The sequence below is a fragment of the Deltaproteobacteria bacterium genome (assembly GCA_026129095.1).
Classification (GTDB): Bacteria; JAGRBM01; JAGRBM01; order JAGRBM01; family JAHCIT01; genus JAHCIT01.
Window position 1 is genome coordinate 107,704 of the sequence record JAHCIT010000001.1, and the last position, 25,048, is coordinate 132,751.

At 62.2% G+C, this 25,048-nt stretch carries 17 protein-coding genes and 5 tRNA genes; 4 read left to right on the forward strand and 18 right to left on the reverse strand.

Translation table 11 applies throughout. From position 1 onward, the window contains the following. Positions 1–71: 71 nt before the first annotated feature. From rpoC to KIT79_00540, 15 genes are all read right to left on the reverse strand, one after another. Positions 72–4,229, reverse strand: a complete 4,158-nt coding sequence (rpoC, locus tag KIT79_00470; protein MCW5827769.1) for a DNA-directed RNA polymerase subunit beta' — start codon at positions 4,227–4,229, stop codon at positions 72–74. 71 nt (positions 4,230–4,300) lie between these two features. Further along, on the reverse strand, positions 4,301–9,250 hold the full coding sequence (gene rpoB / locus KIT79_00475) for a DNA-directed RNA polymerase subunit beta (protein ID MCW5827770.1): 4,950 nt from the start codon (positions 9,248–9,250) through the stop codon (positions 4,301–4,303). Positions 9,251–9,459: 209 nt separating this feature from the next. Next, the gene (rplL, locus tag KIT79_00480; GenBank protein ID MCW5827771.1) at positions 9,460–9,843 is read right to left on the reverse strand and encodes a 50S ribosomal protein L7/L12; all 384 of its coding nucleotides are present in this window, start codon (positions 9,841–9,843) and stop codon (positions 9,460–9,462) included. 119 nt (positions 9,844–9,962) lie between these two features. Next, positions 9,963–10,493, reverse strand: coding sequence for a 50S ribosomal protein L10 (gene rplJ, locus KIT79_00485; protein MCW5827772.1), 531 nt, complete (start codon positions 10,491–10,493; stop codon positions 9,963–9,965). 372 nt (positions 10,494–10,865) lie between these two features. Beyond that, complete coding sequence (gene rplA / locus KIT79_00490; protein MCW5827773.1) at positions 10,866–11,576, reverse strand: 50S ribosomal protein L1; 711 nt, start codon at positions 11,574–11,576, stop codon at positions 10,866–10,868. A 98-nt stretch (positions 11,577–11,674) separates the two neighbouring features. Further along, complete coding sequence (rplK, locus tag KIT79_00495; protein MCW5827774.1) at positions 11,675–12,106, reverse strand: 50S ribosomal protein L11; 432 nt, start codon at positions 12,104–12,106, stop codon at positions 11,675–11,677. 136 nt (positions 12,107–12,242) lie between these two features. Next, on the reverse strand, positions 12,243–12,836 hold the full coding sequence (nusG, locus tag KIT79_00500) for a transcription termination/antitermination protein NusG (protein ID MCW5827775.1): 594 nt from the start codon (positions 12,834–12,836) through the stop codon (positions 12,243–12,245). Positions 12,837–12,885: 49 nt separating this feature from the next. Then, positions 12,886–13,110 (reverse strand): preprotein translocase subunit SecE, encoded by a 225-nt coding sequence (secE, locus tag KIT79_00505; protein ID MCW5827776.1) that lies wholly within the window; start codon positions 13,108–13,110, stop codon positions 12,886–12,888. A 65-nt stretch (positions 13,111–13,175) separates the two neighbouring features. Next, positions 13,176–13,251 (reverse strand) — tRNA-Trp (locus tag KIT79_00510). Between the two features lie 59 nt (positions 13,252–13,310). Next, positions 13,311–13,493, reverse strand: coding sequence for a 50S ribosomal protein L33 (rpmG, locus tag KIT79_00515; protein MCW5827777.1), 183 nt, complete (start codon positions 13,491–13,493; stop codon positions 13,311–13,313). 28 nt (positions 13,494–13,521) lie between these two features. Continuing rightward, positions 13,522–14,712, reverse strand: coding sequence for an elongation factor Tu (gene tuf / locus KIT79_00520; protein MCW5827778.1), 1,191 nt, complete (start codon positions 14,710–14,712; stop codon positions 13,522–13,524). 35 nt (positions 14,713–14,747) lie between these two features. Next, positions 14,748–14,823: transfer RNA gene (locus KIT79_00525), tRNA-Thr, on the reverse strand. Between the two features lie 36 nt (positions 14,824–14,859). After that, positions 14,860–14,935: transfer RNA gene (locus KIT79_00530), tRNA-Gly, on the reverse strand. 35 nt (positions 14,936–14,970) lie between these two features. Next, a tRNA-Tyr gene (locus KIT79_00535) sits at positions 14,971–15,059 on the reverse strand. 46 nt (positions 15,060–15,105) lie between these two features. After that, positions 15,106–15,180: transfer RNA gene (locus KIT79_00540), tRNA-Thr, on the reverse strand. 234 nt (positions 15,181–15,414) lie between these two features. Between KIT79_00540 and KIT79_00545 the strand changes: the two genes are divergently transcribed. Beyond that, positions 15,415–16,014 (forward strand): TetR/AcrR family transcriptional regulator, encoded by a 600-nt coding sequence (locus KIT79_00545; protein MCW5827779.1) that lies wholly within the window; start codon positions 15,415–15,417, stop codon positions 16,012–16,014. Positions 16,015–16,024: 10 nt separating this feature from the next. Here KIT79_00545 and KIT79_00550 read toward each other — a convergent pair whose 3' ends face one another. From KIT79_00550 to KIT79_00560, 3 genes are read right to left on the reverse strand one after another with little or no spacing between them, the layout of a single operon-like run. Next, entirely contained in the window at positions 16,025–16,747 is a 723-nt protein-coding gene (locus KIT79_00550) for a polyprenol monophosphomannose synthase (GenBank protein ID MCW5827780.1), read from the reverse strand. Between the two features lie 24 nt (positions 16,748–16,771). After that, positions 16,772–18,367 (reverse strand): hypothetical protein, encoded by a 1,596-nt coding sequence (locus KIT79_00555; protein ID MCW5827781.1) that lies wholly within the window; start codon positions 18,365–18,367, stop codon positions 16,772–16,774. After that, positions 18,364–19,869: a hypothetical protein gene (locus tag KIT79_00560; protein MCW5827782.1), complete on the reverse strand. Its 1,506-nt coding sequence runs from the start codon at positions 19,867–19,869 to the stop codon at positions 18,364–18,366. Before KIT79_00560 ends, KIT79_00555 begins: the two co-directional genes overlap by 4 nt. A 272-nt stretch (positions 19,870–20,141) precedes the next feature. Here KIT79_00560 and KIT79_00565 point away from each other — a divergent pair, with 272 nt between their 5' ends. From KIT79_00565 to infB, 3 genes are read left to right on the forward strand one after another with little or no spacing between them, the layout of a single operon-like run. Then, complete coding sequence (locus KIT79_00565) at positions 20,142–20,675, forward strand: ribosome maturation factor RimP (protein MCW5827783.1); 534 nt, start codon at positions 20,142–20,144, stop codon at positions 20,673–20,675. A 51-nt stretch (positions 20,676–20,726) separates the two neighbouring features. Then, complete coding sequence (gene nusA / locus KIT79_00570) at positions 20,727–22,142, forward strand: transcription termination/antitermination protein NusA (GenBank protein MCW5827784.1); 1,416 nt, start codon at positions 20,727–20,729, stop codon at positions 22,140–22,142. 39 nt (positions 22,143–22,181) lie between these two features. After that, the gene (gene infB / locus KIT79_00575; protein MCW5827785.1) at positions 22,182–25,010 is read left to right on the forward strand and encodes a translation initiation factor IF-2; all 2,829 of its coding nucleotides are present in this window, start codon (positions 22,182–22,184) and stop codon (positions 25,008–25,010) included. Positions 25,011–25,048: the final 38 nt, after the last annotated feature.

Sequence of the window (25,048 nt, forward strand, 5' to 3'; positions counted from 1 at the left end):
GCCGGAGTATGAAAAAACCGGCCCGCCGGGTCGTTCCGGCAGGCCGGTCAGGCAGTCCAGATCACACAAAATCAGGCAGTCGGGGCGGTAAGGGGAATATCGCCGCCAGCCCCTTCTTCCTGTTCGGAGAGAAGGTCGTAATCCACCGTCCGGTAGGCGTCGTTGCCCGTACCGGCAGGGATCAGGCGGCCCATGATGACGTTCTCCTTGAGCCCCCGGAGCAGGTCCACGCGCCCATTGATGGAGGCGTCGGTCAGCACACGGGTCGTCTCCTGGAACGAAGCCGCCGAAATGAAGCTCTCGGTCGCCAGGCTGGCCTTGGTGATGCCCAGAAGCAGCAGGTCGGCCGAAGCGGGCTTGCCACCCTTTTCGATCACCTGCTGGTTCACTTCCTGGAAGCGCCACTTCTCGACGCGGTCACCCTTCAGGAACGGCGTATCGCCCGGATCGTTCACCTCCACCTTGCGCATGATCTGGCGAACGATCGACTCGATGTGCTTGTCATTGATCTTCACGCCCTGCAGCCGGTAGACCTCCTGCACTCCATCGACAAGGAACTTCGCCAGCTCCTTCTCGCCCAGCACCGCCAGGATGTCGTGAGGGTTCGGGTTGCCGTCGGTGACCGCTTCGCCGGCGCGCACATAGTCGCCCTGCTGGACGGTAATGTGCTTGCCACGAGGGACCAGGTATTCCCTGGGCTCGCCGAGCTGGTTGCCGTCGCTATCCCGGGCAGTGACGATGAGCTTGCGCTTGCCCTTCGTGTCCTTCCCGAAAGTCACGTAGCCGTCGATCTCGCTGATGATGGCCAGTTCGCGGGGCTTGCGGGCCTCGAACAGCTCGGCCACACGGGGCAGGCCGCCCGTGATGTCCTTGGTCTTGGCCGACTCGCGGGGAATCTTGGCGATCGGATCGCCCGGCATCACCACGTCGCCTTCCTTGATGGTGAGAATCGAACCCACCGGCAGGAAGTAGCGTGCCTGCTGCGACGACCCCGGAATCGTGAGGGTCGCCCCGCCCGGATCCTTGATCGACACGCGCGGCCGGTGATCGGCCGAGGCGCGGGTTTCAATAATCTTGCGGGTTGTCATCGCCGTCTGCTCGTCGGTCGTCTCCGTCATGGTGACGCCATCGATGATGTCGCCGAACTTGACGATGCCGCCCACATCCGTGAGCAACGGAACCGCGAAGGCGTCCCAGTCGGCCAGCCGCGTGCCACGCTTGACCTCCTCACCCGGTCCCGCCAGCAGGCGGGAGCCGTAGGGGATTTTGTACCGCTCGCGCTCACGCCCGGTGGAGTCCTTCACCACCAGTTCGCCGTTACGGTTCATCATCACCCGGCCCTGCTTTTCATGCGTCACAAACGAAATGTTGTGGTACTCAAGCTTGCCGTCGCCACGTGCTTCCACATGGCTCTGTTCTGCACGCCGGGTCGCGGCGCCACCAAAGTGGAAGGTACGCATCGTGAGCTGCGTTCCCGGCTCGCCGATAGACTGGGCGGCAATGACGCCCACCGCCTCGCCAAGGTTGACTAGATGTCCGCGGGCAAGATCGCGGCCGTAGCAGAGCTGGCAGATGCCGTACTTGGCCTGGCAGGTGAGTACAGACCGGATCTTGACCGATTCGATGCCGGCTTCCTCTACCTGCTTGACCAGTGCCTCGGTGATCTCCGCGTTCGCCTGGACGATAAGCTTCCCGGACGCCGGATCCACGACGTCTTCCAGAGCCACACGGCCCAGAATGCGGTCGCCCAGCTGTTCGATCACCTCGCCACCTTCGGTAAGGGAGCGGGCCTCAATGCCATCCATTGTGAAACAGTCGTGCTCGGAGATGATCGAATCCTGCGCCACGTCCACCAGCCGGCGGGTCAGGTAGCCCGAGTTGGCGGTCTTGAGCGCCGTATCGGCCAGACCCTTGCGTGCGCCGTGCGTGGAAACGAAGTATTCGAGCACCGTCAGGCCCTCGCGGAAATTCGCCTCGATCGGGGTTTCGATGATCTCGCCTGATGGCTTGGCCATCAGGCCGCGCATGCCCGCAAGCTGCTTGATCTGGTCCTGCGAGCCACGGGCGCCCGAATCGGCCATGATGAAGATCGGGTTCAGCGACGGCACCTCGCGGAACTCACCCGGATTCTCCGGGTTCATGAGCCGCTCGGTCGAGATCCCCTTCATCATCTCTTCCTTGACCATTTCCGTGGCCCGGGAGCAGATGTCGACGACGTGGTTGCGGCGCTCGCCATCGGTAACGATACCTTCTTCATGGGACTGCTTCATCGCAAGCACCTGCTTGCGGGCGTCCTCCAGGATGGCGGGCTTGGCGGCCGGGATGCGCATGTCCTTGACGGCGATGGCGATACCGGCGCGCGTTGCATACGAATAGCCGAGGTTCTTCAGCCGGTCGGCCAGGATCACCGTGGCCTTGTCGCCGGCACTCCGGAACACCACGTCGATCAGGCTGGCCGTGGCCTTCTTGTCGAGTACCTTGTTGACCACCGAGAACGGTGTGCCCTGCGGGAGTATTTCCCACAGGACGACGCGCCCCACGGTCGTCTGGACGCGCTGGCCCGCCAGCCGCAGTCCGATAGCCGCCTGCAGGTCCACTTCACCCGCGTCATAGGCCATGCGAACTTCCTCGGGCGATGAGAACACGCGCCCCTCGCCACGGGCATAGGCACGCTCGCGGGTGAGGTAGTAGAGCCCCAGCACGATATCCTGCGTCGGCACGATGATCGGCTTGCCGGAGGCGGGCGAGAGGATGTTGTTGGTGCTCATCATCAGCACGCGGGCCTCGATCTGCGCCTCGATCGACAGCGGGACGTGGACGGCCATCTGGTCGCCGTCGAAGTCGGCATTGAACGCCGTGCAGACCAGCGGATGGAGCTGGATCGCCTTGCCCTCGATCAGGACCGGCTCGAATGCCTGGATACCGAGGCGGTGCAGCGTCGGTGCGCGGTTGAGCATCACCGGATGCTCCTTCACCACATCGTCCAGGATATCCCAGACGACCGATTCTTCGCGCTCGACCATCTTCTTGGCAGCCTTGATGGTGGCGGCGTGGCCCTGCTTTTCCAGCCGGTTGTACACAAACGGCTTGAACAGTTCGAGCGCCATACGCTTCGGAAGGCCGCACTGGTGAAGCTTCAGTTCGGGGCCGACGACAATCACCGACCGGCCCGAATAGTCCACGCGCTTTCCGAGCAGGTTCTGGCGGAACCGGCCCTGTTTGCCCTTCAGCATGTCCGAGAGCGACTTGAGCGGGCGCTTGTTGGCGCCCGTAATTGTCTTGCCGCGGCGGCCGTTGTCGAACAGCGCATCCACCGACTCCTGGAGCATGCGCTTCTCGTTGCGAATGATGATTTCCGGGGCGTTGAGCTGCATCAGGCGCAGCAGGCGGTTGTTCCGGTTGATGACACGCCGGTACAGGTCGTTCAGGTCGGAAGTGGCGAACCGGCCGCCTTCGAGCGGCACCAGGGGACGCAGTTCCGGCGGAAGCACCGGAACGCATTCCAGGATCATCCACTCCGGCCGGTTTCCGCTCGCCAGAAACGCCTCGACCACCTTGAGCCGTTTGGTGAGCTTCTGGGTCTTGGCGACCGAGGTCGATTCCTTCAGTTCCGCACGGAGCTGCTGGGAAAGCTCGGGCAGGTTGATCCGTGACAGCAGCAGGCGGACAGCCTCGGCTCCCATGCGGGCATCGAAAGCCCCGCCAAACTCGACGACGAGCTTGCGGTACTGGTCCTCGGTGAGAACCTTGCCTTCCTGCAGGCCCGTCTTCTGCGGATCGCCCGGATCCACGACGACGTAGTTCTCGAAATAGAGAACCCGCTCAAGCGACTTGGGCGAAATGTCCAGAATCGTGCCGATGCGGGACGGCACGCTCTTGACGAACCAGATGTGCGCGACCGGTGTCGCCAGCTCGATGTGGGCCAGCCGCTCGCGGCGGACCTTCGACTGGATCACCTCGACGCCGCACTTCTCGCATACAATGCCCCGGTGCTTGATCCGTTTGTACTTGCCGCACAGGCACTCGTAGTCCTTGATCGGCCCGAATATCTTGGCGCAGAACAGCCCGCCCCGCTCCGGCTTGAACGTCCGGTAGTTGATCGTCTCGGGCTTCTTCACCTCGCCGTGCGACCACTTCCGGACGGTTTCCGGAGAGGCCAGGCCGATCCGGATCTTGTTGAAGCTGAGCGGGTTCTTGGGCTTTTCAAACAGGTTGTAAAGGTCTTTCACCGGGTCTCTCCTGGGTTCGGGCAGTTACCGGATATCCGTATCCGCGGGTGCCGTGCCGTTCGTCTCTAAAATCAGAGGCCGCTTCCGTCGCTGGTCACCACGGGGGTGTCGTTTTCCATCGGCGTCACGTCGAGCGCGAGCGCCTGAAGTTCCTTCACGAGCACGTTGAACGATTCGGGCAGGCCCGGCTCGAACGTGTGCTCTCCCTTGACGATCGACTCGTACATCCGGTTCCGGCCCGCGATGTCATCCGACTTCACGGTGAGGAACTCCTGCAGCGTGTAGGCTGCGCCGTACGCTTCGAGCGCCCAGACTTCCATTTCGCCGAGCCGCTGGCCGCCGAACTGCGCCTTGCCGCCCAGCGGCTGTTGGGTGACGAGCGAGTACGGACCGATCGAGCGGGCGTGGATCTTCTCGTCCACGAGGTGATGGAGCTTGAGCATGTACATCGAGCCCACCGTCACCGGCTGGTCGAATGCCTCGCCCGTGCGGCCGTCGTAGAGCCGCATCTGGCCAGACCGGGGCAGCCCGGCCATTTCGAGCGCCGACCAGATGTCGTCCTCGGTGGCGCCGTCGAAAACCGGCGTCGCCAGCCGGATGCCACGCCGGAGCTTCCGGCAGGCATCGATAATCTCGTCATCGGCGGCGTTCTTGAACACCTGGTTGTACACGGCCTCGGTATACACTTCCTTCAGCTTGCGCCGGAGCTGCTGGACCATGCTCGCACGTGTGCGGTCGAGCAGCTCACCGATCTGCGTTCCCAGACCACGGGCCGCCCAGCCCAGGTGCGTTTCGAGCACCTGCCCCACGTTCATGCGCGAGGGGACGCCCAGCGGGTTCAGCACGATCTCCACCGGAGTGCCATCTTCCATGAACGGCATGTCCTCCTGCGGAAGGATGCGGCTTACCACGCCCTTGTTGCCGTGCCGGCCCGCCATCTTGTCACCCACCTGCAGCTTGCGCTTGATGGCGACATAGGTCTTCACCATCTTGATGACGCCGGGCTGAAGCTCGTCGCCCTTGCGCAGGCGCGAGATCTTGTCCTCGAACGCCTGGGTGATCAGGTCGATCTGGCTGTCCATGCGCGAGAGGATCGTCTTTACGTCCTCGTTCTTCTTGTCATCCTTGAGAGTGACATCGCGGTATTTCGAGCGCGGGATCTTCTCCACCGCATCAGCCGTCAGGACGCCGCCCTTGGAAACCAGCTTGTGCCCGTCGCCGTCCGAAACGTCGCTTGCCGCATGGCTTCCCTGGAAGATATCGCGGATCTTCTCGTAAGCCGTGTCGCGGATGACCTTGATGTTGTCCTTGCGGTCCTGCTCAAGGCGTGCGACCTCGATCTCCTCGATCTCACGCGCCCGGTCGTCTTTGTCGATACCCTTGCGCGAAAACACCTGCGCCCCGATGACCGTTCCGGTGACGCCAGGCGGAACGCGGAGCGAGGTGTCGCGGACATCGCCCGCCTTTTCGCCGAAGATGGCGCGGAGCAGCTTCTCTTCCGGAGAGAGCTGCGTCTCGCCCTTGGGCGTGATCTTGCCGACCAGAATGTCGCCTGACCGGACCTCGGCACCGATGCGGATAATGCCCGCCTCGTCCAGGTTCTTCAGGGCCTCATCGCCCACGTTCGGAATGTCCCGGGTGATCTCCTCCGGGCCGAGCTTGGTGTCACGGGCGACACATTCGAACACCTCGATATGTATCGAGGTGAAGCGGTCGTCCACCACCACCTTTTCGTTGATGAGGATCGAGTCCTCGAAGTTGTATCCCGACCATGGCATGAACGCGACCACAAGGTTCTGGCCCAGTGCCAGTTCGCCGTCGGAGGTGGCCGATCCGTCGGCGATCACCTGGTCGCGGCGCACCTTCTCGCCAATCCGGACGATGGGGCGCTGGTTCAGGCAGGTTGACTGGTTCGACCGCTGGAACTTGCTCATCGTGTAGATGTCGACGCCCACGTCGGTCAGCCGGTCGGAAATCTCCTCGGCCTTCACGACGATGCGGTTTGCATCCACATAGACGACCGCGCCGTCACGGCGAGCCGTTACCGTCGAGCCGGAGTCCCTGGCGACGACCTGCTCAAGGCCCGTTCCGACGAGCGGCGGCTCGGTCCGGAGCAGCGGAACAGCTTGCCGCTGCATGTTGGATCCCATGAGCGCACGGTTGGCGTCGTCATTCTGGAGGAACGGAATGAGCGAGGCCGCCACCGACACCAGCTGGTTCGGCGAGACGTCGATGTACTGGACCTCCTCGCGCCGTGCGAGCACGAATTCGCCATTGACCCGGGCCTGCAGGAACTCGTCCAGCAGTTCGTTGTTCGGTCCGATACGGACGTTCGCCTGGCAGATCGTGGCGCCTTCCTCGGCATTGGCGGTCAGGAACGACACCTCGTTCTGCACGACGCCGTTCACGACGCGGCGGTAGGGCGTCTCAATAAACCCGAAGTCGTTGACCCGGGCGTAGGTCGAGAGCGAGGAGATAAGACCGATGTTCGGCCCTTCCGGTGTTTCAATCGGGCAGATGCGGCCGTAGTGCGTGAAATGGACGTCGCGCACCTCGAAGCCGGCGCGCTCACGGGTAAGACCGCCCGGCCCGAGCGCCGACAGGCGCCGCTTGTGGGTGATTTCCGAGAGCGGGTTCGTCTGGTCCATGAACTGCGTGAGCTGTGATGAACCGAAGAACTCCTTGATAACCGACGACACCGGCTTGGTGTTAACCAGCTCGTCGGGTTTCAGTGTTTCGACTTCCTTGAAGCTCATCGTCTCTTTGACGCTTCGCTCCAGGCGGACAAGGCCGATTCGATACTGGTTCTCCAGCAGCTCGCCCACGGCGCGCACCCGGCGGTTGCCGAGGTTGTCAATGTCGTCAATCGAGCCCTCGCCGCCCTTGAGGCGAACCAGGTAGCCGACCACTTCCAGGATGTCGTAGCGGTCGAGCGTCGTCTGTTCGACGCTGCGGAGCGTCTGTGGAGCGAGCGACACCTCGCCGCCACGCACAAGCCCCTCGATGGCCGTCTTCTCGCTCACCTCGTCCTTCACGAACGCGGAAGCCACCGTGAGATACGACGCCTTGTGGCGTTCCACCGTATCGACCGGCGTCTGCTGCGATTTCGTCAGGTAGTGGTGCAGCATCAGGATGCCGTCCACCGAGGCCTTCTTGTCCAGCCCCTTGCAGCCGGCGCACAGTCCGACGGCGAACTTGACGCCAGCGAACTCGATCACGTCCTCGCGCTTCTGATCGCTGACGTAAACGCCCTCTTCCCCTGCCAGTTCGCGGGTCTTCCAGAAAACCTGGGGCGTCGAGCCGTCCGGTGGACAGTAGACGGCAAGCTGGATGCGGGAATGCGGGAGCCCCTCGGCTCCGCCCCGCTCGTTGCCTGCATCGGGCTTCGAATCGAATCCCGCCAGAATCCCGGCGCGGTTGACCGCGGCCATCTGGCGCAGTTCGCGAACCACCATCGAACTGCGGACCAGCTCCTCGATCTGGCCCTCATACTCCTTGCCGCGGCGCTTGGACTGCATGAGCGCATCCAGGCTCCGGCTGCCCTCCGACGTGAAGGAGCCCGCGGGGAGAACGACCAGCAGCGGCTTCCAGTTATCGGCGTTATCCGTCTCGCGACGGTCGAAATCGCGGACGAAGTCGACTGCGCGGTTGGCCACGCGGAGCATGTCCACATTCTTCCGGTAATCGGACTGGGAGCTATAGTGCGCGAGCACGCGCGCCACCGTCACGCCCTTGAAGCGGTGCGGGGACACGGTAATCCGGTAGTCGTGCAGACCGATCTTCTCGTTCAGCTTGACGCGGCCCACCGATGACAGGTCGTACCGCTCCCGGTCGAAGAAGAGCGAGTTGAAATGCTTGGCGGCAGCAGCCGGGCTTGCCGGATCTCCGGGCCGCAGGCGGCGGTAGATCTCGCTGAGGGCGTCCATCCGCTCGCGGATCTTGTCCACACCGAGCGTCGCATGAATCGCCGTCGGGACGATGTGTCCGTCCATGTGGAGCACTTCAAAAGACTGGATGCCGGCTTCGCGGATACGGGTGATCTGGTCCTCAGTGACGGTCTCGTTCGCCTCGGCAATCACCGCGCCGTTTTCCGGATTCACCACGTCGTAGGCGAATACCTGGCCGACAACCTCATCGGCCGTCACGGGCAGCCGCTCGATCTTGCGCGAGACGACGTCGCGCAGGTTGCGCTTGTTGATCTTCTGATTCTTCTGGATGACCACCTCGCCGCCGGCATCCTTGATGTCACGGGTGGCGCGCTGCCCGAGCAGCAGGCTGAAATCGAAACGCTTGAACAGTTCCTTCCCGTCAAACTCGATGGTTTCGGTCTTGTAGAACGTATTCAGGATGTCTTCATCGTTCAGGCCCATCGCCCGCAGCAGTACCGTGACATGCAGCTTGCGGCGCCGGTCGATACGGACATAGAGCAGGTCCTTGTGATCGAACTCGAAGTCGAGCCACGAACCGCGGTAGGGAATCACCCGTGCGGAATAGAGGAACTTGCCCGAACTGTGGTGCTTGCCCTTGTCGTGATTGAAAAACACGCCGGGCGACCGGTGGAGCTGGCTCACGACGACGCGCTCGGTCCCGTTGATGATGAACGTGCCGTGCTCGGTCATGATCGGGATATCCCCGAAATAGACCTCTTTCTCCTTGATGTCGCGGACCGACTGGGTGCGGCCGTCTTCGCTGGTATCCCAGATGACGAGACGGAGCGTGACGAGCAGCGGCCGGGCGAACGTCATGCCGCGCGAGAGGCATTCGTCCACTTCATACTTGGGCGGATCGAGCCGGTAACTGACGAATTCAAGCTGGCTCGTCTTGTTGAAGTCGCGGATCGGGAAGACACTCTTGAAGACACCCTGAAGGCCCGTGTCGTCGCGTTTTTCCGGCGGAATGTCGGCCTGGAGGAACTTGTCGAACGAGCGGGTCTGGATATCGATCAGGCTCGGTATCGGGATCACCTGGGGAACCCGCGCAAAATTCTTCCGGATACGGTAGGCCTCGATTCGCTGCTTCATCCGTGATGCTCCTGATCCGGTCCCGCCGCTCTTCTGCACGAGGGCGTCCGGTCACTTCTGGTTGTCGTTCGCGCTTCCCGCGGAGTTTCCAGGGGTTCGCTCCCGCATTGGGGCCGGGAGCCGGGTGAGTGCGAGACTTGCGGTCCGGTTTTCAGGCGGGGCCGCAAGCCCCATGCACCCGTTTCATCTGCTGAAGGACGTCCGTGAAACTACTTCAGTTCCACCTGAGCGCCTTCGGCCTCGAGCTTCTTCTTCATAGTTTCAGCCTCGTCCTTCTTCACGCCTTCTTTAACGGTCTTGGGCGCGCCATCGACGAGATCCTTGGCTTCCTTGAGACCGAGTTGCGTCAGTTCGCGGACGACCTTGATCACGTTGATCTTCTTGTCGCCTGCGGCCTTCAGGATCACGTCAAACGTGTCCTTCACCTCGGCTGCCGCGGCGCCTGCCGCCGGGGCACCCGCCGCAGCCACGGCCACCGGAGCCGCCGCCGAGACGCCGAACGCCTCCTCAATCTTCTTCACCAGGTCGGCCACTTCCATGAGCGGCTTGACCTTAAGAGCTTCCACGATCTGTTCATTACTGAGAGCTGACATGAGTTGTACTACCTTTTTTTATCTGTCTGGGCGCCGGATACCCGCGGGTTTCACGGCGCGAACCTTTGTTCATCCATGCTTCGTTCGATATGCGCTTTCCCGGAAGCCGCCCCGGCGAATCAACCGCCGGCGGCCGCCTTCTGGACGCGTACCTGTTCCATCGCCCGTACGAGCTGCCCGGCCACATCCTTCAGTGCGCAGGCGAGGTTGGTCGCCGGTGCATTGAGGGAGCCCAGCATCTTCGCGATGAGTTCTTCCTTGGGCGGCATCTTCGAGAGCGTTTCCACTTCAGCGATGCTGAGCAGACGCCCTTCGAACACACCGGCCACTATCTTCATCTTCACGCCTTCGGCCTTGGCGGCCTTTACGACGGCTTTCAGATGCGCCACCGGGTCGGTGCTCGAATACGAGATGCCCGTCGGTCCGGTAAGGCTGTCCGACAACGCTTCCATCGGCGTGCCCTTGATGGCCCGCCGCGCAAGCGTGTTCTTGACCACGCGGAATTTACCCGCGTTCTGCCGGATTTCCCGGCGGAGCACGGTTACTTCCGACACCGGCATACCCAGATTCTGGGTCACCACGGCCGACTGCACGTCTTTGAACTCCTGCACGAGTTCCTGGATCAGAGAGTCTTTGTCTGTCTTGTTCATATTCTTGCTGGCTTTCTCCTTTCTCCTCGCGGGACGAGGGGCATTTGGCGTCGTTTCCCGCCCGGTCCCGCGATCTCAGAACGCTGGAAGCCAGATCAAACGTCCATAAACACAGACGCCGCTGTGTCTTCGCATTTCTCGGCAGGCGAGGGGTTCTCTTCCCCCTCATTAGAGCGTGAGTCTCACGCCGCCTGCTGTCTTCGACACGCGAACACAAGCGGAAAATTACACATTCGCTCCGGCCTCAGCCGCTCAGGACTGCCGCCGGCGCTTTATGCTCTAGATTGTGCTGCCCTGTTCTCCTGTCATCAGTCCTAACGGGTTCATGGGGCCGCCCGGCCGGCAGGCCGGGCAAAAACTTGCCGCTTCAGGTCAGGCCGCTTCCGCAACGCCGCGGGCGAAGGCCGGATTCAGCCGGATCCCTGGCCCCATCGTCGTCGTGAGACTGACCGTTTTTACGTATATTCCCTTGGCGCTTGCCGGCTTCACCTTGTTCAGGAGATCGATGAGCGCCATGACGTTGTCATGAAGCTGCTCGACCGACATCGAGACCCGGCCCACCGAAAAGTGCACGATACCGGCCTTGTCGACCTTGTATTCGCGCTTGCCCGAACGCAGTTCGCTAACAGCACCCGCCACGTCCATCGTGACCGTGCCGAGCTTGGGATTCGGCATCAGACCCCGGGGACCGAGGATCTTTCCGATCCGGCCTACCTTGCCCATCATGTCTGGCGTAGCGACGGCGGCGTCGAACTCGAGCCAGCCTTCCGATATCTTCTTCACCAGTTCATCGTCGCCCGCGTCAACGGCGCCGGCCTTGGTGGCCTCAGCCGCTTTGTCGGGCTTTGCGAACACGACAACACGGACTTCCTTGCCGCCGCCATGGGGCAGCTTGATCATTCCGCGGATGTTCTGGTCAGCCTGCTTGGGGTCGACTCCCAGCCGGACGGCGATATCCACCGAAGCGTCGAACTTGCTGGGCGAGGTCGACTTGGCGAGCGCGACCGCCTCTTCCAGCGAGTACTGCTTCTCGCTATCGACCTTCTTCTGGAATTCCCGGTATTTCTTTCCGGCCATGAGTATCAGCTCTCCTTTGGCTTGGCGGTCCCAGCGCGGCGGCCTTCTGGCCGTTCCGCTCCCGCGGTTTTCCTGTTCCTGGCCCCGGTAACCGGAGACAGCAATCAACCCTCGACCGTGAGCCCCATGCTCCTGGCAGTACCCTCGATCGTGCGGGTCGCGGCCTCAATATCGGTCGTGTTGAGATCGGGCATCTTGCGCTCGGCAATCTCGCGGAGCTGCTTGCGCGTCACCGAGCCGACCTTGACCTTGTTGGGGGTAGCCGACCCTTTCGGGATCTTGGCCACCTTCATCAGCAGCGAGGCCGCCGGCGGGGTCTTCAGGATGAAAGTGAATGAGCGGTCCTGATAGATGGTGATGACAACCGGGATAATGATGTCTTCCTTCATCATCGCCTGGGTTGCCGCGTTGAACTGCTTGCAGAACTCCTGGATATTCACGCCGTGCTGGCCGAGTGCCGGCCCCACCGGCGGAGCCGGATTCGCCTTGCCGGCCGGAATCTGCAATTTGACCTGACCGGTGACCTTCTTCGCCATCGCCCAAAACCTCTAGTAATAACAGTAAGTTAACTATCCTGAGCCTGCGGGACCACCCCGCATAAGGAGCGCATCTCTATAAGGATGCTTGCGGGAAGTCAAGACCGGGGCATGCACTACCCCGCGGCCCGTCCCGTCAGGCCCGTTCCACCTGCATCAGATCGAGTTCGACCGGCGTTGCCCGGCCAAAAATCGATACCAGAACCTTGACCTTGCCGCGATCGGGACGGAACTCGTCGACGATACCGGTAAAGTTGGCGAAGGGGCCCTCGACCACGCGGATATTCTCGCCCTTTTCAAAGGACTTGAGCACCGTGGGCTTTTCGGCCGCCTCGGTCATCTGCGCCGTGAGCCGCTGGACCTCTTCCTCGGTCACAGCCGGAATGTCGAGCGGATTCTGCGGCGCGCCACCCACCCGGGCGGCTCCCACGAAACCGGTGATCTTGGGCGTGTCCATGACCAGATGCCAGGTCTGCTGGCTCATTTCCATCTGGACCAGAATATACCCCGGCAGGAACTTGCGGTGGGAGGTCTTCTTCTTGCCCGTGCCCTTGACGGTCTCGACCACCTTTTCCTGCGGGACCAGCACGTCTCCGAACTTGTCCTCTACATGGTATGCCTTGATACGCTCCAGAAGGGCTTTCTGGGCCTTCATTTCAAAGCCCGTGCTGGTATGTACGACGTACCACCGGAGATTGGGGTTCTTCGGCCGGGAGGTTTCTTCACTCATGATTGCACCTTGACTGGGGCCTGCCTTGCAGGCTTCCGGCCCCCTTCCCCTACCGGATCAGCCAGCCGAGGAGCCGGGAAAAAATGAAATCCGCAGTGCCCAGCAGCGTCGTGCAGATGGCGATAAAGACGACCACGACCCAGGTTGCCTGCTTCACGGTTTCCGCGGCAGGCCACTCAATGAGCTTTCGCTCCTCCCACGTATCCTCGAGGAATTCCACCAGCTCGGGGACCGTGCCCCGGCCTTCCTTCTGCTGTTCAGCACCTGCTGCCATGACTGTTCACCGTTCCTCGCCGCCCTGGCCAGCGGCCTCTTTGCCGCTCCGGGGACCTTAAATGCTGGCGGGCCAACCAGGACTCGAACCTGGAACCTTCGGATTTGGAATCCGCCGCTCTACCATTGGAGCTACTGGCCCACATGAAAGTTCCGGGCGATCCTGTCCCGCTTAGACGCCCCGTCCGGCGGGCGCACGCATCAGTTCTTCTGGTGCGTCTGGATCTTCACTTCCTTGTGGATCGTATGCTTGCGAAGATGCGGATTGTATTTCCGGATCTCCAGCTTCTCTTTCGTATTGTTGCGGTTCCGGGTGGACACATAGTTGATGTGCCCGGACTCGGTACAGCGCAATCCCACGTCCATTCTGTGATCAGATGCCATTGGTCTACTCCTTCTTCTCTTTCACCACTTACGCGAGGATATCGGCGACGACACCGGCGCCGACGGTCCTGCCGCCCTCGCGGATGGCGAACCGGAGCTGCTTGTCCATCGCGATCGGCGTGATCAGCTCCACCGTGATCGTCACGTTGTCGCCCGGCATCACCATCTCCGTCCCCGACGGCAGCGTCACCGAGCCCGTCACGTCCGTCGTCCGGAAGTAGAACTGCGGACGGTAGCCGTTGAAGAACGGCGTGTGGCGGCCGCCCTCCTCCTTCGTCAGCACATACACCTCGCCCGTGAACTTCGTGTGCGGCGTGATCGAGCCCGGCTTGGCCAGAACCTGCCCGCGCTCCACCTCTTCCTTCTTCGTTCCACGCAGCAGAACGCCCACGTTGTCGCCCGCCTGCCCCTGGTCCAGAAGCTTGCGGAACATCTCCACTCCCGTGCACGTCGTCTTCGTCGTCGGGCGAAGGCCCACGATCTCGATCTCGTCGCCGACCTTGACGATCCCGCGCTCCACACGGCCCGTCACCACCGTCCCGCGACCGGAGATCGAAAACACGTCCTCCACCGGCATCAGGAACGGCAGGTCCAGGGGACGCTCGGGCTGCGGGATGTAGCTGTCCACGGCCTCCATCAGCTTCGCGATCGCCTGGGAACCCAGTTCCCCCTCGTCGCCCTCCAGCCCCAGCTTCGCCGAGCCCTTCACGATCGGGATCTCGTCGCCCGGGAACTTGTACTGCTTCAGCAGTTCCCGCACTTCCAGCTCCACCAGGTCCAGCAGTTCCTTGTCCTCCACCATGTCCACCTTGTTCAGGAACACCACGATGTAGGGAACACCCACCTGACGCGCCAGAAGGATGTGCTCGCGCGTCTGCGGCATCGGGCCGTCGGCCGCGCTCACCACCAGGATCGCCCCGTCCATCTGCGCCGCTCCCGTGATCATGTTCTTCACGTAGTCGGCGTGGCCCGGGCAGTCGACGTGCGCGTAGTGGCGCTTGTCCGTCTCGTACTCCACGTGCGCCGTGTTGATCGTGATACCACGCGCCTTCTCCTCCGGAGCGTTGTCGATCTGGTCATACGCCTTCGCCTGCGCCTTGCCCTGCTTCGACAGAACCGTCGTGATCGCCGCCGTCAGCGTCGTCTTCCCGTGGTCCACATGGCCGATCGTTCCGATGTTGCAGTGCGGTTTCGTACGCTCAAACTTTTCCTTCGACATGGTCGTTCCCTTTTCTTAAGTTGGTGTGATCTCGCTGGAGCTAACGATGGGGATCGAACCCACGACCTCGTCCTTACCAAGGACGTGCTCTACCAACTGAGCTACGTTAGCAAAACCTCTTTCCGGGTCTTTCCGCCCGGCATATTCTGGAGCGGGTTACGGGGCTCGAACCCGTGACCTCCGACTTGGAAGGACGGCGCTCTACCAACTGAGCTAAACCCGCCCGCTTTCTGTCCTTTTTCTCACCGTCACCGGAACTGGTGGAAGCGGAAGGATTCGAACCTTCGTAGGGTACATTACCCGGCAGATTTACAGTCTGCTGCCATTAACCGCTCGGCCACGCTTCCGTGCGTAAACCGGTGACTTTCTTCAACAAACACCGCCTGAACTCGCTGGAGCTGGCGATAGGACTTGAACCTACAACCGGCGGTTTACAAAACCGCTGCTCTACCATTGAGCTACGCCAGCGAGACAAACAGCCCCTAATACCTCGTTGTCGGAGGCACTTTGGGGCCCCGCCCTTATGCTCGATTCGTCCGCTGGAATCAACAAGGAATTAACGCATCCGGCCATCCCTCCAGGATGCGGGTCCAGCCGGATTTCATTGCGCTGCCCCTGCAATTCCGATATACTTGAAAAGATTAAGGAATCGACTTCCCGAGAGAAGATTCGCTTAACGCTACATTAAAGGGTTCTACCGCCGTGGTTCAGGCCGCCAAAGGTCACGCCAAGCGGGGGCAGTCTGCCGAACAGACCCGGCAGGCAATCATTGATACTGCCGTCCGCCATTTCGCCCGGCACGGGTACCGCAGCACGTCTGTCGGCGCCATCGCCCAGGACGTGGGCATTTCCACGGCCGCAGTATTCTGGCATTTCGACACCAAAGAGGGGTTGCTTCAGGCCATCCTGGACGATTCGATCCGGCAGTTGCTGGCGATGGTTTCCGACAAGGAACTGGTGCTCTCCTCGCCTACAGACATTCTGGGCGTCCTTTCGGACGAGGATCTCGACATCATCTCCAAGCAGGGCGACCTGTTCCGCATGATGCTGGGACTGGTTCTGGAGGCCGATGACGCCTCGGAAAAAACCACGAACCTTCTGCGAACCCTCGTCCAAAACTACAAGGAACTGCTCGCTTCGCACTTTGTCCGCACGGGCAAGGATGGGAACCTCGACGCCGCCCGCATCCGCGCCACCCTGATGATCAGCACCATTACCGGCGCCCTGCTACTCGAAATCCTCGACGGCGAACATACCGATGTGAAAGCGATCCTGCGGCTTTCACAGAAGCTGATCGTATAGCTGGCAGAAACTACTCCACTACCATGCCGGTCTTCGGGGCTGGCAGGAACCTCATCCGGAGCAGGTGGACGAGATAACGGAATATCTCCTTCATGCCCATCTTGGAGGCCCCCGCCTTGCGTTCCAGGAACGTGTAGGGGACTTCCGCCATCCGCGCCGGGCGGCCGCGAATAATGGCCTCCAGCATGATCTTGTAGCCAATGGGGGACAGAACTTTGCCGCGCACCACTTCGCGGCGCATGCAGAACATCCCGCCCATCGGGTCGCCAAGGCCCTGAAGCCGAATGGGGAAAAGAACCTTCGCCATCATCGTTGCCACCCAGCTCACAAAGACGCGCCACAGGTTCCACTCGCCGGTAGAACCGCCCGACGATTTCCGGGTACCGGCCACGAGATCCACGTCACCGGCAGCCATGCGGTCAAAGATGCGGCGAATCGCCTCGGGGGGATGCTGTCCGTCCCCGTCAATCACGGCGAGATAACGGCCCTTTGCCGCCCGCCACCCCGCAATGACCGCCGTGGCAAGACCACGTTCGGTGGTCCGCCGGATAGCACGAACCCTCGGATGATCCGCCGAATACCGGTCGACCAGTTCCCAGGTCCGGTCAGGACTATCATCGTCCACGACGACTATCTCATAGTCGAGACCATTCAACGCCAGTCCGAGTTCGTCCAGAAGGCCGCGGATATTGGCGCTTTCATTGTAGGTAGGGACGACGAGCGAGAAGTCCAAGGGACGGCTTCCTTAAGTCAGGATTCAGGGACTATCCCGCCGGCGCCAGATGACGATCCGGCCCACCGGGTCCGCCTGCGTATAGCGACTCTCCACCCACGATGCCAGCGCGGGAGGCATCGGACAGCAACCCCAGCCGTGCAAGCCGCCGGGCGACAGATCGGCGATTTCGAGCGGGCGGCTTCTCTCCAGATCGGAGACGAGTTTCCCTAGTTCATCCGGATCAATGAATTGTGACCCGTCCAGTTCGCCCCGCCGCTGGGCATCCGAGCCGAACGCATAGCCCGAAACCTTCGTCACCGGGACGATATAACGCGAAGCCGGCATCCGGCCAGAAAGATAATAGGCCCCAGTGGCATAACCCCAGACGAACACTGTTCCCTGCCGGGGGATATCCCGTTTCCAGTGCTCTGACAGTCCCAGGACATCCTCGCCGATCCGCCGGTCGATGGAACCCGTAGCAAGATTTGACGAGTTGACGACGAGCGCGGCGAGCGCCGGCACGAGCGCCCCTGCCATTACCAGTGCCGGACGGCGGCCCGATGACCGGGGCGGGGTGAAAGAGTCACGGTTGAGGATGGTATTCGCGAATACAGCAGCGAGCGGCACCAGTGAAGGCAGGAACTGCAGAAAGTAATGGCCGCGCCAGCGGCCTCCGAAGGCGCACGGAACAATCGTGATCCAGGAGACGGCAGCAAGGAGCAGCCGGTCCGGCTGACGCACCGAATCGTGCCAGCGGCGCAGGATTTCCGCCGTTGACACCACAAGTGCCGCCCACAAAAGCGCCGCCGAGGCTACCCAGGGAAGGAGCGACGTGGCCATCCGGCGAAAACCGTCCAGCCCACGGTTCGACGTAGCTCCGATGTCGCCGCCCGACAGGAAGCTCCAGTAAAGAAACTCATGACCCGCTCCGGCCAGATGAAAACCGGCATAGCCCAATCCCAGCACACCGATGCCACCTGCCGCTGCTCCGGCCGAGCGGACAATAACAATCCGCAAGCGTCCTTCTCCGGCGAGCCCGGCTGCAACAAGCCAAACGCCAGCCACGGCCAGAGCCGCAAAAAGCGCGGTCGGACGGGCAAGAACGGCGAGCGCGAACAGCGCACCCACTGCAAGACCGTTTGCCGCCGCATCCTTCAGGCCATTTCGCTCACGCACCGCCAGCACGAGTGCTGCTGCCAGCGGCAGGTTCATGAACACTTCGGTATTTGCCGTCAGGAAGTGCCGGTCCAGCCACGCCGCTGAAAAGAGCAGATAGAAAACCGTCGCGAGACGCTTCAGTCCTGCTGCCGCTCCGGCCAGCATCTCACCCACGAGCAACGCCGTCAGCCAGGAAAACAGGCCCGCCAGGATTCTCCCGCCCGTCACGGAGCCACCCACAAGGGCAAAAAGAAACCATGTGAGCGGGGGCTTGTTGTCGATGAAATCCAGGTAAGGCACGCCGCCGGCGAGCAGTATTCTGGCGCCCACGGCTCGCACCGCCTCGTCGGAGTCCATCAGCGGAGCGAGCATTGACGGAAATCGCGTCGCCACAAGTATCAGCAGCGTCAGGCCGAGGAACTGGCCTTTCGGCATCATTCCCAGCCGCTCCACCAGGAGACTGTCCTCCATCCGGCTCATTTTTTACGGCACCTTTCCGGTTCTGGCGTTGCGTGGCATTCCAGAAACCGGAATGAGCGGGCCGCCTTTCCATCAGATGCCGCCTCGGTGCAGCTGGTTTCAACCCATTCGTTCAGTTCCGGATAGTGTTCGAAACCAAAGCCGCCAAAATAGTGGAAGTCGTAACGGCTGAAATCGACGATCATCGCGGGCGGGGTGCAACGCAGGTCATTCATGAACTGGGCCCAGCGTTCCGGCAAAACCAGCGCTTGCGGATTCATGCGGCTGGCGAAATCCTTTGCCCCGCCGAAGGAGTACCCCGTGACAGTCGTTGCAGGAGTGAGATGCCGGGTGGCAGGCCTCCGCCCCGATCGTTCGTAGAAATCCGGCCCATATCCCCAGACGAGCATCCGGTCGGTTTCCCGTGTGCGATCACGAACAAACCGGACCGCTTCAGCGACTTCGACGCGTGTTTCACGGGTGTTTTCGGCCAGATGAAGGCGCCAGAAACCCACACCGGTAAATACCAGCGCTCCTGCAGCCACGATAGCGGTGGCAACAGCACGAAGCCGCTCCTGTCCCGGTGCCAGCGCCGCCACAAGGACGAGTGGCGGAATAACCTGAAGATAGTAGTGCCCGAGCCAGCGGCCTCCGGCGGCGGCCGCTGCCAGCGAAAGCATGGCCGCTGCCAGCAGTGCAGCGCTGATCCAGCGGGCCTTCCCCTGCTGGCGGAGAATACTCGCCCCAGCCAGCGCCCACAGGGGGAGCGTGATTGCGAAGGCGGGCGCGACATTCGACAGGAACCGGCGGGCCGAAACGGCGGCCGACGGACCCACATCCACATAAAGCTGGTTCGCGGTCCATGACCAGAACACCATTTCACGCAAGGCACCGGCATCTCCCATCAGGGTCAGGAGTAAAACCAGTGCCACCGCACCACCTGATACAAAGAGGAGAAGGCGAACGGCCAGTGACCGTAACTCTCCGCAAACGACCAGCACTGCGGCCAGCGGCAGCCCCAGAACAGCCGCCGGAATCCGGGTGAACGGAATCAGGATGGCGAGTGCCCCCGCCAGTGCAAGCCGGAGATGTGCGCCGGGACCGGCGGTGGCAATCAACCACAAGGAACCCATGAATAGACACGCACACACGAGTTCTGTCGAAACAAACTGGGTTTGCCGCTCCATGCCGAGCGTCAGTCCCAGAAGTAGCAGTAGCCCTGCGGGAACTCCCGAAACCGGTCTGGCTGAAAGCAGGGCAACGATCCGGTCAGCCATTGAGGCCGACAGCACGAGCAGCAGGATGCAGAGCACACGCAGCGCCGGGATCGCCAGCTCGCCCATCCAGGCCGTGAGCGCGTAAAAGGCGAAAATGACCGGCGGCTTCGTATCCACGAAATCGAGGTAGGGAACACCCCCACCAGTCCAGATCCGGGCACCAGTCATCCAGACCGCTTCATCAATACTGATGACGGGAACAGCAACAAATAGCCCGCGTAGACAGAACGCTACCGCAGCGTACATGACCATACGTTTTGCCATCGTAGACCGGCCAACCGGCCGCGCTGCAGATACTGAAGCAGAAGCGGGCATAAACGGGCCGAACGTGGCATGAAAATACCGGCAAGTCGACTTCGATAACAGCTTGTTATTATTGCATTTTCCAGCTTCAAGAAGAGTCTTCTTGCCGCCTCTGACCGGTTGTGTTATGCGTTTGCCCCAAGAAGCGGCTTTCTTAAGGAAGGCGGGTTCCCCAACCCGCCTTCTTTATTGGGCCGCAACGGTGAGGACAGCGCATGGTTTCCCAGCGGGAACAGCTTCTGACGGAACGTCTTGAAGCACTGGCGCTGCCGATTCTGGAGTCAAAAGGTCTGGAACTGGTCGATCTGGAGTTTATCCCCCGCCGGAACGTATCCCAGGTCCGGGTCACCCTGGACCGGAAGAACCGGCAGGAGACGGGTCCGGTCACCTTGGAGGAAATCGGGCAGTTCTCACGGGCATTTTCGGCCGTGCTGGATGCCGAGGATCCGGTCGAGGGCGCTTACGAACTGGAATGTTCCTCGCCGGGACTGACCCGCGAACTTAAGCGTGAGCGTGATTTCCGGTGGGCCAGCGGGAGGCTGGTGTCGGTCGTGAGCAGGCCGCCGCATGAGCGGCCCGGAAAATACACCGGCCGCCTCGCGTCGGCAGATTCGGAAGGTGTGGAGCTGGCGATCCTGCCGCCTGCACCGAAAGGAAAAAAGGCGGCCGTAACGGCCGAGCCGGAGCGGCGGCGGTTCCGCTACGAGGAAATCGCGCGAGCGAACCTCGAACTGGAATGGAAAGACTGAAGACACGGGCGCACCGCCACAAGGCGCGCGCCCTGAAGAGGTAAGAAACCCATGCTGGACACCAACCTTGGACGGGTGATTGATGCTGTCGCCAAGGAAAAGGGCATCGAAAAGGAAATCGTCATCGAGGCCCTGAAGGAAGCGATGCTCGCTGCCGCCAAGAAGAAGCTTGGCATCAGTTCGCGTGAGGCACGGCCCGCCGCCGAAGGCGAGGAGATTACCGAGCCGCCCGAGCGCACCCGTGTCCTCGAAGCACAGTTCAACGAGGAGAGCGGCGAAATCGAGGTGTTCGAGTTCAAGGATGTCGCCGAAACGGTCGATAACCCGGAACTCCAGATTTCCCTGTCGGAAGCCCGCGAACTGGACCCCGAGGCCCAGCCCGGCGACAGCATGGGCATCAAGCTGGATACCTCCGAGCTTGGCCGCATTCCGGCCCAGGCAGCGCGGCAGATCCTGCTCCAGAAGGTACGGGACGCCGAGCGGGAGCTGATCTTCTCCGAATACAAGGACCGCAAGAGCGAAGTCGTCAGCGGCGTCGTCCGCCGGTTCGAAAAGGGCAATATCATCGTCGATCTGGGACGCACCGAAGCCGTGCTGGAGCACAAGCAGCAGGTCCCGCGGGAAACCTACCGCCCGGGCGACCGCATCCGCGCCTATATTCTTGACGTCAACAAGAACAACCGCGGACCGATCGTGGAACTCTCGCGGAGTTCGCCGGAGTTCGTCCGGAGGCTGTTCGAGAATGAGGTGCCGGAGATCGCCGAGGGTGCGGTCGAGGTCGTGGCCATCGCCCGAGAGCCCGGCGCCCGGACAAAAATCGCCGTCCGGTCCCGGGATTCCGACGTGGATCCGGTTGGCGCCTGCGTCGGCATGAAGGGCAGCCGCGTGCAGGCCGTTGTGCAGGAACTCCGCGGCGAGAAGATCGACATCGTGGTTTACGACGACGAAGTGCACCGTTTTGCCATCAACTCGCTGGCACCGGCCGAAGTCCTGAAGGTTATCGCCCGGCCGGAATCACAGACGCTCCAGATCCTCGTCGCTGACGATCAGCTCTCACTTGCCATCGGCAAGCGGGGCCAGAACGTCCGGCTCGCGTCGATGCTTCTGGGCTGGAAGATCGACATCAAGAGCGAGGCGGAGTTTGCCAAGCTCCAGGCAGCTGCCAAGGCCGAACTGCGGACCATCGAGGGTATCACCGACATGCAGTGCGAACTGCTCTACTCGGTGGGCTACCGGACGGTGGATGAAGTGGCCGATACCCCGATCGACGAGCTGGCCTCCATCGAGGGATTCGACGAGGAAATCGCCAAGCGGATCTGGGAAGGTGCCACCAAATCCGCGGATCTCAAGGCCGAGGGCAAGCTCGTCCTCGACCTGGACGACAAGCAGAGCGATGCCGAAGCAGCGCCGGACGGAAACGAAACGCCCGCCGGACAGCCCACCACCACCGAGGGTGGCGCGGCGTGAATCCGGTAACCCGTCAAGAAGTCTGGAGTGCAAGCATAGATGTCTTCATCCGCAAAAAAGACCCGCATCAGCGCCCTGGCCGAAAAGCTTGGGGTGGACCCCCAGGTTCTCAAGGCCAAGTTCCAGGAAATGGGAATTCAGGCCAAGACCACCCAGTACGGTGTCACTGACGAGGAGATCGAGCGGCTCAAAACCCGCAACCAGAAGCTTTTCCTGACAGCCGCCCCCACGCCTGAGGGTGGCCCCGCCAAGACTGTCGTTACCAAGACGACCAGCACATCGGTCGAAGAAGGCCAGCTGGTGCAGAAGACCACTGTCGAAGCGCGCCGGGGCGGTGTCATCCGCCGCCGGGCCACGACAGATGTCCGCGCCGCAACGCCTGAACAGATTGCCGCCGAAGCCGCACAGAAGGCCGAGGAAGCAGCCGCCGAGGCCGCTGCCCAGGAAAATGCCGAAATGGTCCAGGAACCAGCGGCCGAGGCCATCCCGCAGCCACCTGAAACCCGGGTGCTGAAAACATCCACCCTGCCCGTACCGGAAGCTCCGGTACTGCGGCGGCCGCCCGTCCGCGAAACTCCTGTGGCAGAGCCCGTGCCGGCAGCACCGGCCCCTTCAACGAGAGCCCGGGCCGTATTCCCGAAGAGTGAATCGCCCTTCCTCCAGCCACCGCCAGATGCCGGACATCTGCCTGAAAAGCGGATGCTCAAGACTTCGGCCCTGCCGGTCGTCGAGCGTATCAAGATCAAGACCACCACTCCCGTCGCACCGGCCGAACGGCCCGGAGCACGGCGGCCCGCCATGGCTCCGTCCGACCTGCCGGCGCAACCGCCTTCGCCGGGACGCACACGGGAATTCAGCCGTGAACCGGCACCCGTGAAGGAACGGCGCCCGCGGTCCGAACAGCTCCGCGAGATGGAGTGGCAGGAGACCAAGCGGATCCTTACGGCCCGCCGCGAGTTCATCGAGGCCGAAGTCCTCGCGCCCGGAAGCCGTTCAGCCGATACCGGCCGCGGCGGACGGCGGCGGCCCCAGCGCAAGCAGAAACGTACCAGCGAGCAGGGCCAGCAGCCCGTACAGAAACGGACCATCCGCGTGGATGAAAGCATTACCGTCGCCAATCTTGCCACCGAGATGGGCGTCAAGGCGGCAGAAATCATCAAGATGCTCATGGGTCTCGGCACCATGGTCACCATCAATTCGGCGATCGACCTGGAGACCGCCCAGCTCGTTGCATCCGAATTCGGCCATGAGATCGTGAAAAAGGGCTTCCAGGAAGACGAAGCCCTCAAGGAAGAGGCCGACCCGGCGGAACTGCTCGGACGGCGGCCACCGGTCGTCACCATCATGGGCCATGTCGATCATGGCAAGACATCACTTCTGGACGCCATCCGCGAAACCAATGTGGTCGCCGGCGAATCGGGTGGCATCACCCAGCACATCGGCGCCTATCGCGTCTCGACTCCACACGGGGACATCACCTTCCTCGACACGCCGGGCCACGAGGCGTTCACCACCATGCGCGCCCGCGGCGCGAAGGTGACGGATATCGTCGTTCTGGTCGTTGCCGCCGACGACGGCGTGAAGCCCCAGACGCGGGAAGCCGTCGATCATGCCCGCGCCGCCGGCGTGCCGATCATGGTAGCGGTCAACAAGATCGATAAACCGGGCGCCAATGCCGAACGCGTGCGCCAGCAGCTCTCCGAGCTGGACCTGCTCCCCGAGGAGTGGGGCGGGCAGACAATCTACGTCAATGTTTCGGCGAAGACCCGTGAAGGACTCGACAAGCTTCTGGAAATGCTCGCCCTCCAGGCCGAGGTCCTGGACCTCAAAGCCAACCCCGACAAGAAGGCCCGGGGCATCGTCGTCGAGGCCCATCTGGACAAGGGGCGCGGCCCCGTGGCAACGCTGCTGGTCCAGTCAGGAACGCTTCAGGTCGGCGATTCGTTCGTCACCGGCGCGGTTTACGGGCGGGTGCGCGCCATGTCGGACGAGCGCGGCAACCGGATACAGGTTGCCGGCCCCTCCACACCGGTGCAGGTCGTCGGACTGGAGAGCGTTCCGGCCGCAGGCGATCCGCTGATCGCCACCAAGGACGAGGCGACAGCCCGCGAAATCGTCGCCGACCGCTCGTCCCGGGCCAAGGTCGCAGCCATGTCCCGCACCGCCAAGATGACACTGGAAGACCTGTACAGCCGCATCCAGCTCGGCGCGAAGGAACTCCAGGTGGTTCTCAAGGGCGACATGCAGGGTTCGGTCGAGGCGATCCAGGAATCGCTGGCCAAGATCCCGAAAGACAAGTGCGTCATCAAGGTCATCCATTCAGGCGTGGGTGGAATCACCGAAAGCGATGTCATGCTGGCGGCCGCATCCAGCGCCGTCATTATCGGCTTCCACGTGCGACCGGACGCCAAGGCCGCCCAGGCAGCCGAGCGTGAGCGTGTCGAGATCAAGACGTTCGAGATCATCTACGACCTGATCGATGCGGTCCGGCAGGCGATGGAAGGGCTCCTGGAGCCCGACCGCCGGGAACGGATCATCGGCCGGGCCGAGGTGCGCGAGGTGTTCAACATCTCCAAGCTCGGCAACATCGCCGGCTGCTATGTGAAGGAAGGCAAGGTCACGCGGTCGGCCCAGGTCCGGCTGATCCGCGACGGAGTGGTCGTCTGCACAGGCAAGCTCTCCTCGCTCAAGCGGTTCAAGGACGATGCCCGCGAGGTTCTGGCCGGCTATGAGTGCGGCATCGGCATCGAAAACTACCCGGACGTGAAGGCCGGTGACGAGATCGAGGCGTTCGAGGTGGAAGACGTCAAGGTCCGGATCGAACTGCCTTCGGACAACCCCGGAGCTGGCTCACGGCCGAACGCCTGACGGCATTCCGTATCCGGCAGATGTTTCTTTCTGTTACA